The following is a 13,782-nucleotide window of genomic DNA, read 5'->3' as shown; positions in this document are numbered from 1 at the left end:
GTCGGCGTCGGGGTCGGCGTCGGCGTCGGCGGCGGGGTCGGTGTTGGGGTCGGGGTCGGGGTCGGCGTCGGCGTCGGCGACGGCGTCGGCGTCGCCGGCGGGGTCGGCGTCGGGGTCGGGGTCGGGGTCGGCGTCGGCGTCGGGGTCGGGGTCGGCGTCGGCGTCGGCGTCGGAGAAGAACCCGAACCGCTTGAAGCGGCCGCAGCAACGCCGCCGACCACGCCTGCGCCAAGTAAGCCAAGAACCCAGTTGCTGCTACCGTGGTGCTGCTTGGCCTTGTGCTTTTTCGTCTGCTGGCCGAACTGGTCCTGATCGGCGATTGCGATCACCGGCGCGAGCGCCAGGCTGGACACCGCCGCGATCGAAACAACCTTACCTGCCAGTTTGAACTGCCTGTACATGCCCAATCCCCATGCATAATCAAGCTACGCCATCTGCCTGCTGCGAGCTTGGCGCCCCTTCCCGCCCGGACGTTTGACCAACCCGAACGGGTATCTGTAATTTGGCAAAAACCAAACGTATTTGTGCTGGATCATTCTCCAACAGGTCATAACCAAACACGCAAGATAAGAATTTGATCTGAAATGATTATTGACTCCAAATTGAATGGAGTACGAAAACAGGCCATTCCCGCCAACCAATCAGGCACCGCTCGGTGGACAAGAGAGGTTGGCGCGGATTTTTCGAACGGCGGTCAGGATCTCGTGCTCTATCAGATCCCCCCGACGATGATCGGTAAAGCAGCCAGCAAAGCGGTCCACCAGCTTCATCGCACGATCAGTGGCACCCGGCAGCTACTCGCCGCCATGGCTTGTCACCCCGCCGCTGTCAAATGCCGCAACCACGGCACCAGATCCCTACATCATTTACGCGAAGAAAAGCGGACGATGCGGACGAACCGCCCGCTGGAATAACCGTCCCGTGGGGCGAAAGTGGCGACGACCTGTCCCTGGGCAAGCAATCGGCGATAGGCATCAAATTCCCTCGGGAAATCGTCCTTCTCTGCCAGATAGCGGTCATACTGCGTAAGGATCGCATAGTCCGCAGCACAAGTGGACCGGCGGTCGGGTGCGACCGTGCCATAGTCGACATTGGAACGTGCGCCGCGACCGTTGGAAATCGTGCGATGATCGATCTTGCCCTCGAGCGCATGGCGCGGGTCAATGCAGCCTGCATCGCCGAACGGAAACAGCATGTGCCAGGGTTGTGAAAGAAGATCGAAACCGAAATGTTCGATCAGCACAGTACTGCCCGGCGGAATATGCGCAATCGCCCAGGCCGAGGCTTGCTGCGCCGTGTTGTTTGCCCGCGCGTGGGCAGCCGCTACATCCGTCAGTGTCAGGGGCAGGCACGCACTGCCAAGCGCCAGCCCTGCCCCCGCCACGGCACCGGTTCGTAGCGCCAGCCAGTGTCGCAGTGTGCAAAGGCCGACACCGCCAAACACGGCCAGAAACGGCAGCAGCGGCAAAATCCAGCGTTCCCACACCAGATGCTGACAACTGAAAACGACCATGAACACGATCAGCAAAGGCCACAGCAGCACCCGCGCGAACGCGTCACGGCGCAGCGTCCACGCGCCCAAACCGCACAGCAGCAGGCCGACCATACCGAATGCGGTGGTCAGCGGGCCGGACAGATACCACCAGGCATTGGTCAAAGGGCCACCACCCGTGGCGCCCAGATGATGCACTTGCGCCTCTCCCGCCAGATCACCCAGCACCGTGTCATGGGCGATTAACAGGTATGGCGCGATCACGATCAATAGAACCGGCACCAACGCGACAAATGCAATTCCGGCGCGCAGGGCCATGGTCAGGGGCATCCGCCCCGTCTTCCACCGCCAGCCGAGAGCGGCAATCATCGCCAGACCCCCGATAGCAAAAGGCCACTTGCTGGCAATCGCCAGCGCGCACCACAAGGCGCCGCGAATGACTCGTGGTTTGTCCTCCATCACGTCCAGCGCGCTGAGCACGGCAAGGATCAGGAACACGCAGCCCACGATGTCGGATCGCACAACTTGCGACCAGGCGATATGCACCGGGCTCAACGCCAGCAACAGCGCGGCGGCCCATTTCGCCTCTTCGCCCGCAATCCGCCCCGCCAGACGCCCTGTCAGCGCCACGGTCCAGACCCCGAACAGCACCATGACGATCCGCCCCGGCAGGATGACCCAGCCGGGGTTCAGGTAAAGCCGGCTGACAAACGCGGCGGGTGTGGCAAACCAGCCCAGCGCATGCCCCACCAGAAACACCGCGACATCGACCAGCGCCAGCATATACATCGTGGTCGTTGCCGGGTGGCCGAACCAGCCGGGATTGAGCGTATGCGTCTGCAACATGTGCACCGCGCCCAGCTCAAACATCAGCTCATCGGGATCGTTGAGCGCGGGCAGCCCGAAGTTGACCGGCCAAAGGCGCAAGCCAAGTGCGATTGTCAGGATCACCAACAAGAGAATTGTGGACGATGGCTTCGCGCGCAGAGATCCAGTCACAGCGACGATCGATCCTCGACGCGTGCGGGCAATGGCTGTCCTGTCGGCGGGCTTGGTGGCCGCGCGCCGGGCCACAGCGGCCAGTCGCCCCGGAATCGCCAACGTCCCTGCCATCCCTGCTGCTTGATATCGCGCCAGACATCGGCAATCGTAGCGCCGCCCAAAAGGTTGGCAATGATCAGCACAAGCCCCGGCCGCAGCAGGCTCATCACCCCTACACCATATTGCGCGATGACATCGCGGCCCGAAAGATAGCTGGTTCGCAATAAACCCGGCAGAAAGCCCAGAACGTAGTCGTACGGAATGCACAATACAAAGGCCAGGACGATGGCAATTTTGCAGGGCAGCCCCCTCCACGGCTCCATGAACACGAACAAGAGCAGCAGAATTTCCGTGTAACCGCCTGCCTCGGATGCGCTCAATGCAAGCGCCAGAGCGAGATACACCATGCGGTTCGGCGCCACCGCCTCTGGCCGCAACCACGACGCAACGGCCGCACTCAAAATCACGCCCTGCGTCGCGTGGATGAACAGCGGGACGACCAATGCCAACGTGTCAGCAGTTCGTCCATCAACGATTGAATTTAACGGAAAGTCGCTTTTAAGCAGCGTGATAAGCGGAATGTACGTCGCCGGATACCACAGGTCCAACACTGCGCTTGCGGAAAATCCACTTGAATAGTCGGACAGATTGCGGAGCAATTGCTGGGGAGAGCCATCCTGCAGCACCGCCCAGGTCAGAAAATAGACCGCCACTGAGGCCAGTATCATACCCTCGGTCGCGATCCACCGGCGGCGCAAGAGCGGCGCAAAAACCGCCGCGATGAGATAGACCTTGAGGTTTACCCCGAAGCCTGCTGCCAACCAGCGCAACCGAGCCGAGCGCAGCAAGGGGCCGAAGGCCAGCAGCACATTCAGGTAACACAACAAAACCAGATTTCCGCGTTCATAGGCATAGAGCATAGGCAAGCCGAAACTCAGCGCAAAGGCTCTGGGCCAGCCGCGCCGACCGTGCAATTTGACCATAACGATGAAGGTCAGCACCGCGTTGACCAACAGCAGCGCCGTGAAGAACACCACACCCACCCAGTCGCAGGACCGCACCTCTTCCGAGCGGGTATAGTGGTAACATTCGGCAAAGCTGAAAATACGCATGATAACAAAGGACAGCGGCGGATAAATCGTCCGCTCGACCTCAAATGCGCCCGGCTTGTGAGCCCAAATTGTCAGCGAATACCAATCCATGAAGGTGCCGCTGGGTTCGTAGAACCAAGGCTGCGGCAGGTATCCGTTGCTGAAAAAAAACACGAAGGTGTTGAGCAAACCACACAAAATCAGGAACGCAAGGCCATATTCCAGCCACATCCCCCGCGCTGACGTCGGCCTTGACTTATTCATGCACAGATCTTTTGAATACAAAATACCGCAATAAAAAATAGTTTACAAAAGATACAATAATAATTGTTAATATTCCCGCCAAATATGGAGACGACACGATCCTGGAAACCATAAATAAAATCCCAAGACCAAGAAAATAGTTACCTGCGTAGGAGATTATATAGCGAATATTGTTTGGCTTTGAATTTCGAAATACATGCCTGCTAAACGTGATATAATTAAAAATCATACCGAAAACATGAGAGGCAAGCTGAGCAACAAATATGTTTGCACCAAACCACACAAATGCAGCATAAGAACTATAACCGAATGCCGTATTCAGCAGACCAGCCTGATAATATCGCCACATTTCGACCAGACGATCTCGTGAAATTACCCTGTTCATTTTATCAATATTCCGCCGGGAAATTGACCCGCTCGCGCTCGATTACCATAGGTGTATTACGGGTTCGCTCGGAAATAATACGCAAGTTATCTCCAAGCAGGCCAATAAAACCGAAAAGAAGCGCAAATTGGCCTTGCAGTACGGCAGCAATGAACCAGCCTGCGATTGGTCGCCCAAGGAAAAATGCCGCCGCCCCTCCCAGCAGCATGACCACCGTCATGACCGATGCGAACGCACCGATATACATGGGTACACGCAGCAGACGCTTTGACGAACCGGCCAATGCCGACATGGCGAAATCGAGCAAGCCGAAAAAGTCGTTTTTCGACACGCCCGCCGCGCGCGGCGGTCGCACGTATTCCACAGTTTCCAGGCGGTATCCGGTTTCCACCAGCATTCCGCGGAAGAACGGCTCCGGCTCGCTGATCGCGCGTGTGGCATCCACCACCCGCGCATCATAGAGGCCAAACCCTGTGGCATGAGGCACCACCGGGTAGTCGCTGAAATTGCGCGCCAGCCAATAAGACAAGCGCCGAACCAAGCTAAGCACAAAGCCCACTTTACGTTCGGCTGCGCGTACGCCCAAGACAATGTCGGCACCATTTTGCCAACGCTCGACCAATGTGGGTATCATCTCTGGCGGATCCTGGAAATCGGCGCAGAGTCCGATCACCGCGCGCCCGCGCGCCTGATAAATCCCGTGCGTGGGCGAACGCATCTGCCCGAAATTACGGGTATTCACAATCAGCCGGACACGCGGATCGCGCGCGCAGATCTCTTTGACAATCGTCACTGTCCGATCGACCGAGGCGTTGTCGATCACAATGATTTCAAAGCTCAGCCCCAGCTTTTCCAGCTGTTCTGTCGCAGCGGCGCAAATCGCCTCGGCATTTTCTTCTTCATTGTAGCATGGGATTACAACCGAAATATCCGGACGTTCACTGGACACCGTCTTGGCCCTCCGCTTTTCCGGACCCGATCGGCGGACGCACCAGATAGAACTCCATGGCGACTTCCAGTAACACAATCAGTCCACCTGCCAGCACAGCCCAAAAATTGTACTGCCTTTCGGGGTCGATATAAGGTGGCTCAAGTATGCGCGCGTTGGATATGGCCGCAATGTCCTCGGCCGTGGTCGATTGCAGATAGCGCACATAGTTGTCGTAAACCGTGCGCGCCAGATCGAGATTGCGCCGCAGCCGGTCGAGTTCGGTGGATTCGTGCACGACGCGGCCAACCGAGCCCTGCTCGCCAGGGGTCACCGAGCGAACTTGCGCGAGTTGCACCTTCAACGCGTCGATTTCGGCAATCACCTGACGCACACGCATATTGTCGTCGGTTCCGAACTGACGAGTGGCGTTCAACTCCACCTCTTTGCCACGGATCATGGCCTCCAGCTCTGGAATCCGGTCGCCGATGGCGCTGATGGCAGTTTGCGGGCTGCTATAGCGGGTTTGCAGGCGGAACGAATCATAGGCCGATTGCGCAGCTGAGAGCTGATCCCCCGACCGATGCAGCAGATTGAGCAACGCATCGCGCTTATAGGCAGTCTGGCTGCGCCCGATCACGGCCGTCCGTTCGCGCACGCAGTCCCCGTAAGCCGAGATGATATCGCGCGCGAGCACAGGATCATACAGCTTGGCGTCAAACATCACCATCCCGCCGCGCAGCGAATGCACCTCGACTTTGTGCCCGAGCCAAACCTCAACTTTCCTTTCAGACCAGCCAAGCCGATGCGGCAGATCGAGTTTTGCCGACACCGCCTGGGCGACAGCAGTACTTTGCGCCACGCGGACCAGCACCTCGACTTGCGCCTGATTGCCCAGCATCCCGGTCAAGGCGTTGAAGCCGCCGCCCATTGCCACCGGGCTAAGCGTTGGCGGATCAGCCGGTGTCAGCGTCATCGCCGCACGATAGGGCTGCGGGTAGACCGCACACACCGCGCTGACCGCGATCAACCCGGCAGCGACCGCCCGGCGTGGCCAAGCTTTGCCCAACGGCGACTTGCGGAGCAAGGTGCCGATTATGCCTTCGTTTCGGGCCATCACTTGATCGCCGAAACCGCGGCGGCGGTAACGCCGAACTGGAACAGCAAGGTCGAGAAGTTGAGGAGCTTGGTCAGCACCGAAGTTGAATGGGTCTTGATCGGCACAAAGATCGTGTCGCCGGGCGATACGGGCGCCGCCATCGCGCCGCGTTTGCGCGAGAGCACCGAACCATTGGCGCGCACGACGAAGACATTGCCGATGTCAGCCCCGCGAATCGGGCCGCCAGCCTGATCGATGTAGTCCTTCACGTGCAAATGTTGCGCGTCATCCAGAAGAAATGAGGCCTGCCGGAAAACCGCACCGAACACGCCCACAGTGTGCATCTTGGCGGGGACAAAGATGTGATCGTTGTTCTCGAGCACGATGTTGCCGGAAAGGGTGGTGCTATCGGGGCTCAAGTCGAGCACCAGACGACCGTCGGGTTCGCGCTGCCGCAATTTGTCGATGAAGGATTTGGCAGCGGTCAGCTGGCTCTGCCGCTCGGCAGCATCCTGCAAGCTGCTGGTCGTCAACGGGGCAATGGTCAGCGCCTGCTCCATCTGGTCGAGCGCCTCGTGATAGTTTTCCATCTGCTGCTGGCGCACCGAAACGCGCGAGAACACCGTGCTGAACGGATATGCACGCGACGACAGGCCGCCAGCCATGGTCACAACCTCCGACATCGACGTACCCGGTGCCACGAAATAGTTGCCCGGCTTGTTCACTTCGCCCTCGATCCGAACCACCACTTGCTGGCGCTCTTGCGGACGAATCAGCGAGCCTTGCGGCAGGATCTGCAAAATATCGCCCGCAGCCACCGGCTCGGTTCTGGCCTGCTCCCGGTCCACCTGCCGGCTGCCCACCGTATCGCGGTCGGACAGGCGATAAAGAATGATGCGCGAGGAATCAGCAAGGTTGGTTGTTCCGCCTGCCAGCTTCAGGACATCTTCGAGGTTTTCGCCGGGTTTCGCCTCATAGATCGCCTCTTCGTTGACGCTGCCGACGACCGCCACTTGTCGCCCTACCGGCGGAATGAACAGGACGTCCTCGCTCTTCACCAAAGGATCCTCGGTGCGATCACCCTTGCGCAACAATTGGTACAAGTCAAAATCGACGACTTCATGGCCGTTGCGATAGAGCTTGACCGAACGAAAACTGCCCCCGGCCGATGGCCCGCCCGCCGCCAATACGACATTGGCCAGCGTGGAAAGGCTGCTGACCGTATACGAGCCGGGGTTGTTGGCAAAACCGGTCACGTAAACGCGCACACCGTGCAGCGCCGCAACGCTTACCGAGACATCGTAGCCGCGATATTTGTGCCCGATGGCATCGGCAACCCGCTCCTTGAGATCGCGATAGAGCACACCCGCCAACGATACCGAACCGACATTGGGCAAATAGATCCGGCCATCGCGGTCAATAACGAAGCGCGCGCTGCCTTCGACCGAGCCAGTCAGCGAAATCGCGACGGTATCACCGATGTTGAGCGCATAATCCGGCGGAATCGCACTGGTAACCGGAACCGAGAAATCACGCGCCGGAGCCACCAGGAGATCGGCGCCATAGCGCTTGAGCGGACGACCGGTCACAACGCGCAGCCATGTTTCATATTCGCCCGGCTCAGCCGGCGGCTTCAGCCGCTCGGCGGCAGCGATGTCGATCCCTTTTGCATCCCAGGCACTGGACGAAGGCTGCGCGGGCGCAGCACTCGCGATCGAAACCGGCGTAATCGGTGGAATAACGCTGGTGGCTGATGCGCCGCCGGCCGCCGCTGCGCCGGCACCTGCGGATGCGCCGCCATTTTGGCCCAGAGCCGCCGCCGCCAGAGCGGAGACCGCGTTGCTGTCCACCGTTTGCGCCACGGCAACCGGCGCCGCAAAGGCGGCGAGCGCACCAGCGCCACAAACTACCAAAGCAGGATGTGGCCCTCGGCAACCCCGGCCAGACAAAACTTGGAGAAGCAACATCAAATTTTACCTATCAGACTGAAAATCGAAAAGGACAAACCTCCGCGCCTCACGCGGCACGCGTCTTCGACGAGCGCTCTATCACCTCGATCAGGGCCTCGAAGGAGGAAAAACGATGCGCAACATCATGCCCTGCGCATTCCCCCGCACCGTAACCGCCTTCATAAAGCACAAAGGGCAAACCGGCTGCGGCTGCCGCCTGCGCGTCAACCGCGCTGTCACCTATCATCAGCGCTTCGCACGAGTGCCCGCCGATCGCAGCCAGCGCATGACGCAGCGGCGCCGGATCGGGTTTGGCAATCGCCAGCGTATCCCCGCCCACAATCGCCTGGAAATACGCCGTCAACCCCAGATCACGCAGCAGACGTCGGGCCAGATGCTCGGGCTTATTGGTAACCACCGCCATGGGCATGCCCATGCCGCCGAATTGTTCCAATGCCGATACAACACCAGGGAAGATCACGCCGGGATCGGCAGAAACTTCGGCCAGCGCCGCGCGAAACGCATGCACGTCGGCCGCGCTATCCCCTGCCAGCGGCCCCAGCGCCCCTGCGACCAGTTCCACCACCCCTCGGCTGACCAGTGGCCGCACCCGATCGGGGCCTATCGAACCGCCGCCGCGCGCTGCCGCCACGACCGACAGCGCGACGGCAATGCCCATGGCGCTGTCCACCAAAGTCCCGTCCAGATCGAAAAGGAGAGCGGGAGGCGACATTTTCACCGCATCAACGGAACGAGCATGTTGGCCTCAAGCTCTTCACGCGGCAGGAATGGCGCCAGATCCTCCAGCGGCGCCGTCACCATCGTGCCATCCTCCAGCCGCTTCGACGAAAGCTTGGGCGCGAAGACCTGCTCCTTGTCGACCATGATCTCACAGATCGCGGGTCCGGGCGCCGCCAGAGTGGCGGCAATCGCCTCGCGCATGTCGGCATGGTCGCTGGTGCGCGCATAGGCCAGGCCAAACGCATGGGCGATCTTGGCAAAATCAGGGAAAGTCACCCCCGAGTCCGGGCCGCAACCAACCGAAAAGCCGGAGAAGTGCGCTTGTTGCGACTGGCGGATCGAATGATAGCCGGAATTGTTGTACAAGAAGATCTTGGCCGGAATATTCTGGCCGACAATCGTCTGCAATTCCTGAAGGTTCTGCATGATCGAGCCATCCCCAGCCATGCAGATGATCCGCGACGCACTGGCCGGGTCATCTCGCAAGGTCATGGCATGCCATGCGCCGATCGTGCCGGGCAGGTCATAGCCCATCGATGCCGCGCCCGAATTGGAATAGATCCGCTGCCCTTTCTTCAACCGCGCGGCCTGCACCGTGACGACTGCAGCCGTGGCATCAGCCATCACGATCACTTCATTCTCGGCCAGTTGCTCAAACAGCGCCTCGGTAAAGCAATAGGGGTTCACCACGGACTTGGTGTCCCAATACTCCGGCAGAACGGGGTGATATTTGGCGCGCCGTTCCTGGCACCAGCCGAGATAGGCTTCATGTGCGGCCGGGCGCTTGTGCTCGGCCAAGGCCCGGCGCAAGGCGGGCAGGAAATCTTTCAGGTTGGCATGCACCGGCATGTCGATCGACAGGGTTGGCTTGGCCAGTTCCGCCGCATCCACATCGACCATGATCTTTTTCGCTGCGCGCGCAAAAGAGGCGAAATTAAAACTGATCTGGCGGATGTTCAGGCGACACCCCAGCACCAGCAGGCAATCGGCGTTTTGTACCGCAAAATTGCCAGCCCGGTCACCAACTGTTCCCGGCCTGCCGACATACAACGGATGGTCTTCCTCGACCACATCCTGGGCATTCCAGGCCGGCGCCACCGGTACGCCCAGCAAATCGGCCACCGCCAGAAAATCTTCATAGGCGCCCGAAATCCGGACCCCCGTTCCCGGCATCAACACGGGACGTTCGGCAGCCATCAGAGCAGCAGCCACCTCACGCGCGGCAACGTTCACCGCATCACCCGTCAGCCAGCCATATTCCGCCGGCAACGCATAATCGCGGCCATAGCCTTCGCGCCGGGGATCAAATCCATGCAAGGTACCAGGGTCGATGGGCGCGGCCTGCACGTCGATCGGAATGTCGAGCCAAACCGGCCCCGGTCGCCCGGTTTCAGCCAGCCACAGCGCTTTTTCAAGGTGATAGCGGACATCCTGGGGGTCGGTCACCATGACAGCGTATTTGGTGATGGGCTTGACCATGGAAACGATGTCCACTTCCTGATCGCCCAACTGGCGCAAGCGCACGGGCGCATTGGATGCCAGCGTTTCGCGCTTCACCTGCCCGGACACCACGATCATCGCGATCGAATCCGTGTAGGCACCGTGGACCCCGTTCAGCGCGTTGATCCCCCCAGGCCCGGTTGTGACATTGAGCGCAGCCAACCGGCCCGACAGCCGCGTATAGCTTTCGGCCGCCATCGCAAGCGCCTGTTCGTGGTGGCAGCATACATAGCGCAAACCGTCGACGCGCCCCATGGCATCGTTAAGATGCATGGCGCCGCCGCCCGTGAGCATGAACACATGCCGCACACCATGAGCATGGAGTCTCTGCGCGATGTAATCAGAAAGCCTAATTTTGGCCATGGGTTCTCCTTACCGGATTGGACAGCCGCGATTCAAAGCGAAGCGTCGGCTATCCAATTGACCGGTCACCAAGATTTACGCGTGGACCGCAGGCTGATCGGCGCTCCGCGGCTCCAGCCCCCGGTCGGGGACCAGTGCCAGCACTTCGGGATCGTTCACATAGGCCGCGTCGATATCCGCAAGATTGATCGCGTCATAGGCCCGCAGCGACGTTTTCAACACTTCCCCGCTTTCGAATTCGCGGGTCGAGATCTGCCCCTTGAGAAGCGGCACAGCCAAAATCACATCACTATCGGTCAGCATGTGGCCGGCGGGCAGATCGTGGCGGACATAGACGCCACGCACCAGCGCATCGAGATATTCGCGTTCCTTGACCGGCACCACGCGCCTGACGGAGGCGGGGCCTCCGCACACTTCCTTGGCCTTGATAAAGGCCTTGAACCAGACGTCGGCCTGCTCGGGAAGGGTGCAATAAGAGCTGACCGGCACGCCTTCGTAGTCGATGTCAATGTGCCGTTCAAAGGTCCGCGCACCCTTGGCATAGGCCATCATCACCGAATTCTTCCAGTCTCGGTGTTCATGGGTTGAAAACCCGATCACAATGCCCGGATAGCGCGCCTTGAGGAAATCGATCTGGTTGAGCTCGAGGTCACTGTCTTCCGACGGATAGAGCGAAACGCAATGGTTGAGCGCAAACGGAATGTGGCGATCGGCAAAGAACGTCACCAGGTTATCGATATGGTGCAGATCGGCACCGCCCGACGACGCGATGACCGGTCTGCCGGTGGCGGCCAGCTTGCGCAGCAGGGTCTTGTCGCGGATATCGGAACTGGCGATCTTCAGAATATCGACGCCAAATTCGACGCACTTGTCGACCGATACCTCATCGAACGGTGTGACCATGGTCAGCATTTCGTGGTCGGCAACGCGATCGACCAACCGGCGCAAGTTGTCCCACGACATGTGGGTGTCGCGAGTCTTCTTGATGTAGCGAAAATCCGGCAGATCGCGATAATTGGGGTGGATGAACTGGTCGACATCGCGAAATTGCAGCTTGATCGATGCCCGGACGCCATTTTCTTTCACAACGGCAGCAAAGTCATCGATGATCTTCAGACCACGTTCGACCTTACCCCAGTGGTTGTTCGCCAACTCCAGGACAAAAAGATCATTGAAAATATCAGTCACGGTCATCTCCAGATCATTTGGCACGAGCGCCGTGCGGCAAAGGTGGGATCAGTATTTGTTTTTATCATATTCAAGTTCATGTTTATAATTTGGCTTCATTTCATCAATATAAAAGATAATTTTGATCGCATCGTGCCGTAATCAGGCGCCGTTTAGGGGCTCGGTGTAGCGCAAAGCCTTATGGCCCAGCCAAGCTACGGTGTCGGCGATCTGCTGGCGCAGTGGCCGAAGACGAAAGTTTGTCTGCATTGCCAGCACACGGGTTTGGGTGAAATCACCAAGATAGACGCTGGGTCGGCTCGTATCGACCTGACCGCGCGTGATGACCGGATTGCCCCCGACCGCCTGAGCGACCAGAGCGGCAAGATCGGCCATCTCCACAATTTCTGCTCCGCACAGATCCACCGGAGCGCCATGCATGAGCCGCGCCCGTGCAGAATCCAACACCAGTTCGCACAAGTCCTCAACATGCAGGAACGAACGGAAAACCGGCGTCGTTGCCATTATCGATATCTGTTCCGCAGCCAGGGCCTGCTTGGCGAAGTTGGCGATGGCATAGCCATCGACCTTGTTGATATAGGGGCCGGCCAGATTGAATATCCGCCCTGCAAGCACAGGCACGCCGACCGAGCGCCCCCAATCCAGAAAGCGCGCCTCCTGCCGGAGCTTGGCCAAACCATATGGATGCAGATCCCGCCCCTGCGCCCCCATCTGCGCCGCACCGGACGATGCGACGAACAGACTGGCAGGCGTAGCGTCGGCAATCGCCCCAAGCACCGCGTCGTCGATGGCGAGGTTGGTGTCGCAAAAGGCGCGCTCGCCAAGTTGCGCCGCCTTTTCGCGGGTCAGATACGCAAGGTGAATGACATGAGCGCCGGCGACGTCATCGGGGCTGATTGCATCGAGCGCCCTTACGCGGACCTCGCCGCCAGCCGTGTGCATGTTGCGCGCTGACGAGGCAAAGCAGGTGACCTGGTCCACCCAACCCTCACCCAGCCGCGCCGCCAGAGTTGCCAACATCGCCTGCCCGATCCAGCCCGATGGGCCGGTCACAACGTAACGCTCCAAAGGCATGGGAAATGCCATCAACGCGCCTCAGCCTCGCCTGCCGGCCAGCCAGGCACCGAGCGTTTCGGCAATATAGGCCAGATGATCATCATTCAGACCCGGATAGACACCGATCCAGAAGGTATTGGTGGTAACCAGATCGGCATTGGACAGATCGCCGACGGTCCGGACGTTGCGCCCCTTCATATAGGGCTGGTGCAAAAGGTTGCCGCCAAACAACAGCCGCGTGCCGATCCGCTTTTCATTAAGATACTGCACCAGATCTTCGCGATTGATCCCGCTCTCGGGACGAATGGTCAACGGAAAGCCGAACCAGCTCGGATTGCTGCGCGGCGTCGCCTGCGGCAGAATGAAGACATCCTCGAGCGGGCGCAGCAATTCGGTCAGCGCCGCGAAATTGCGCGCGCGCGCGGCGATGAAGCCGTCGAGCCGATCCATTTGCGCCAATCCGACCGAGGCCTGCATGTCGGTGATCTTCAGGTTATAGCCGACATGGCCATATGTGTACTTGTGGTCATAGCCCAGCGGCAAGGTGCCCAACCGACGCGCGAACCGCTTGCCGCAGGTGTTGTCCTGGCCCGGCGCGCACCAGCAATCGCGGCCCCAATCGCGCAGCGATTCCACCACCCGCTTCAACCGGGGCTTGTCGGTAAACACCGCGCCGCCTTCGCCC

General features: G+C 59.8%; 13 protein-coding genes. 1 reads left to right on the top strand and 12 read right to left on the bottom strand.

The genetic code is table 11. The features are described 5' to 3' along the window. Positions 1 to 401, bottom strand: a 401-nt coding sequence (locus P4L78_RS22805; RefSeq protein WP_309330992.1) for a hypothetical protein, incomplete at its 3' end; no start/stop codon positions are given. Between the two features lie 183 nt (positions 402 to 584). Here P4L78_RS22805 and P4L78_RS22800 point away from each other — a divergent pair. Continuing rightward, positions 585 to 914 carry a hypothetical protein gene (locus P4L78_RS22800; RefSeq protein WP_309330990.1) on the top strand — a complete coding sequence of 110 codons (330 nt, stop codon included), beginning with the start codon at positions 585 to 587 and terminating at the stop codon, positions 912 to 914. Here P4L78_RS22800 and P4L78_RS22795 read toward each other — a convergent pair. The 11 genes from P4L78_RS22795 to P4L78_RS22750 form a co-directional block, all read right to left on the bottom strand. Beyond that, positions 863 to 2,605, bottom strand: coding sequence for a glycosyltransferase family 39 protein (locus tag P4L78_RS22795; protein ID WP_309330987.1), 1,743 nt, complete (start codon positions 2,603 to 2,605; stop codon positions 863 to 865). The genes P4L78_RS22800 and P4L78_RS22795 overlap by 52 nt on opposite strands. Next, positions 2,488 to 3,888, bottom strand: a complete 1,401-nt coding sequence (locus tag P4L78_RS22790; RefSeq protein WP_309330986.1) for a hypothetical protein — start codon at positions 3,886 to 3,888, stop codon at positions 2,488 to 2,490. The genes P4L78_RS22795 and P4L78_RS22790 overlap by 118 nt, the downstream gene beginning before the upstream one ends. After that, positions 3,881 to 4,237 (bottom strand): GtrA family protein, encoded by a 357-nt coding sequence (locus tag P4L78_RS22980; RefSeq protein WP_405051584.1) that lies wholly within the window; start codon positions 4,235 to 4,237, stop codon positions 3,881 to 3,883. The genes P4L78_RS22790 and P4L78_RS22980 overlap by 8 nt, the downstream gene beginning before the upstream one ends. Before the next feature lie 40 nt (positions 4,238 to 4,277). After that, entirely contained in the window at positions 4,278 to 5,222 is a 945-nt protein-coding gene (locus P4L78_RS22785; RefSeq protein ID WP_309330983.1) for a glycosyltransferase family 2 protein, read from the bottom strand. Continuing rightward, a complete protein-coding gene (locus P4L78_RS22780) occupies positions 5,212 to 6,318 on the bottom strand; it encodes a hypothetical protein (protein WP_309330981.1) in 1,107 nt (368 codons plus the stop codon). The genes P4L78_RS22785 and P4L78_RS22780 overlap by 11 nt, the downstream gene beginning before the upstream one ends. After that, positions 6,318 to 8,150: an SLBB domain-containing protein gene (locus P4L78_RS22775; protein WP_309330979.1), complete on the bottom strand. Its 1,833-nt coding sequence runs from the start codon at positions 8,148 to 8,150 to the stop codon at positions 6,318 to 6,320. The genes P4L78_RS22780 and P4L78_RS22775 overlap by 1 nt, the downstream gene beginning before the upstream one ends. Positions 8,151 to 8,316: 166 nt before the next feature. After that, positions 8,317 to 8,982: an HAD-IA family hydrolase gene (locus tag P4L78_RS22770; RefSeq protein WP_309330976.1), complete on the bottom strand. Its 666-nt coding sequence runs from the start codon at positions 8,980 to 8,982 to the stop codon at positions 8,317 to 8,319. Between the two features lie 2 nt (positions 8,983 to 8,984). After that, a complete protein-coding gene (locus P4L78_RS22765) occupies positions 8,985 to 10,853 on the bottom strand; it encodes a thiamine pyrophosphate-binding protein (protein WP_309330974.1) in 1,869 nt (622 codons plus the stop codon). A gap of 75 nt (positions 10,854 to 10,928) precedes the next feature. Next, positions 10,929 to 12,041 (bottom strand): N-acetylneuraminate synthase family protein, encoded by a 1,113-nt coding sequence (locus tag P4L78_RS22760; RefSeq protein WP_309330972.1) that lies wholly within the window; start codon positions 12,039 to 12,041, stop codon positions 10,929 to 10,931. A 141-nt stretch (positions 12,042 to 12,182) separates the two neighbouring features. Continuing rightward, complete coding sequence (locus P4L78_RS22755) at positions 12,183 to 13,127, bottom strand: NAD(P)-dependent oxidoreductase (RefSeq protein ID WP_309330968.1); 945 nt, start codon at positions 13,125 to 13,127, stop codon at positions 12,183 to 12,185. A 9-nt stretch (positions 13,128 to 13,136) separates the two neighbouring features. Continuing rightward, positions 13,137 to 13,782, bottom strand: a 646-nt coding sequence (locus tag P4L78_RS22750) for a DegT/DnrJ/EryC1/StrS family aminotransferase (protein WP_309330966.1), incomplete at its 5' end; no start/stop codon positions are given.

This window comes from Silvimonas sp. (genome assembly GCF_031291215.1).
Lineage (GTDB): Bacteria > Pseudomonadota > Gammaproteobacteria > Burkholderiales > Chitinibacteraceae > Silvimonas > Silvimonas soli.
The sequence above is the reverse complement of the archived record's forward strand: the minus strand, read 5'-3'. Positions and strand labels throughout refer to the sequence as shown.

Coding starts and splice junctions, on each gene's coding strand:
- P4L78_RS22795 (WP_309330987.1), bottom strand. CDS start 2,605: ATGGCAGGGACGTTGGCGATTCCGGGGCGACTGGCCGCTGTGGCCCGG.
- P4L78_RS22980 (WP_405051584.1), bottom strand. CDS start 4,237: ATGTGGCGATATTATCAGGCTGGTCTGCTGAATACGGCATTCGGTTAT.
- P4L78_RS22755 (WP_309330968.1), bottom strand. CDS start 13,127: ATGGCATTTCCCATGCCTTTGGAGCGTTACGTTGTGACCGGCCCATCG.
- P4L78_RS22790 (WP_309330986.1), bottom strand. CDS start 3,888: ATGAATAAGTCAAGGCCGACGTCAGCGCGGGGGATGTGGCTGGAATAT.
- P4L78_RS22765 (WP_309330974.1), bottom strand. CDS start 10,853: ATGGCCAAAATTAGGCTTTCTGATTACATCGCGCAGAGACTCCATGCT.
- P4L78_RS22780 (WP_309330981.1), bottom strand. CDS start 6,318: ATGGCCCGAAACGAAGGCATAATCGGCACCTTGCTCCGCAAGTCGCCG.
- P4L78_RS22800 (WP_309330990.1), top strand. CDS start 585: ATGATTATTGACTCCAAATTGAATGGAGTACGAAAACAGGCCATTCCC.
- P4L78_RS22770 (WP_309330976.1), bottom strand. CDS start 8,982: ATGTCGCCTCCCGCTCTCCTTTTCGATCTGGACGGGACTTTGGTGGAC.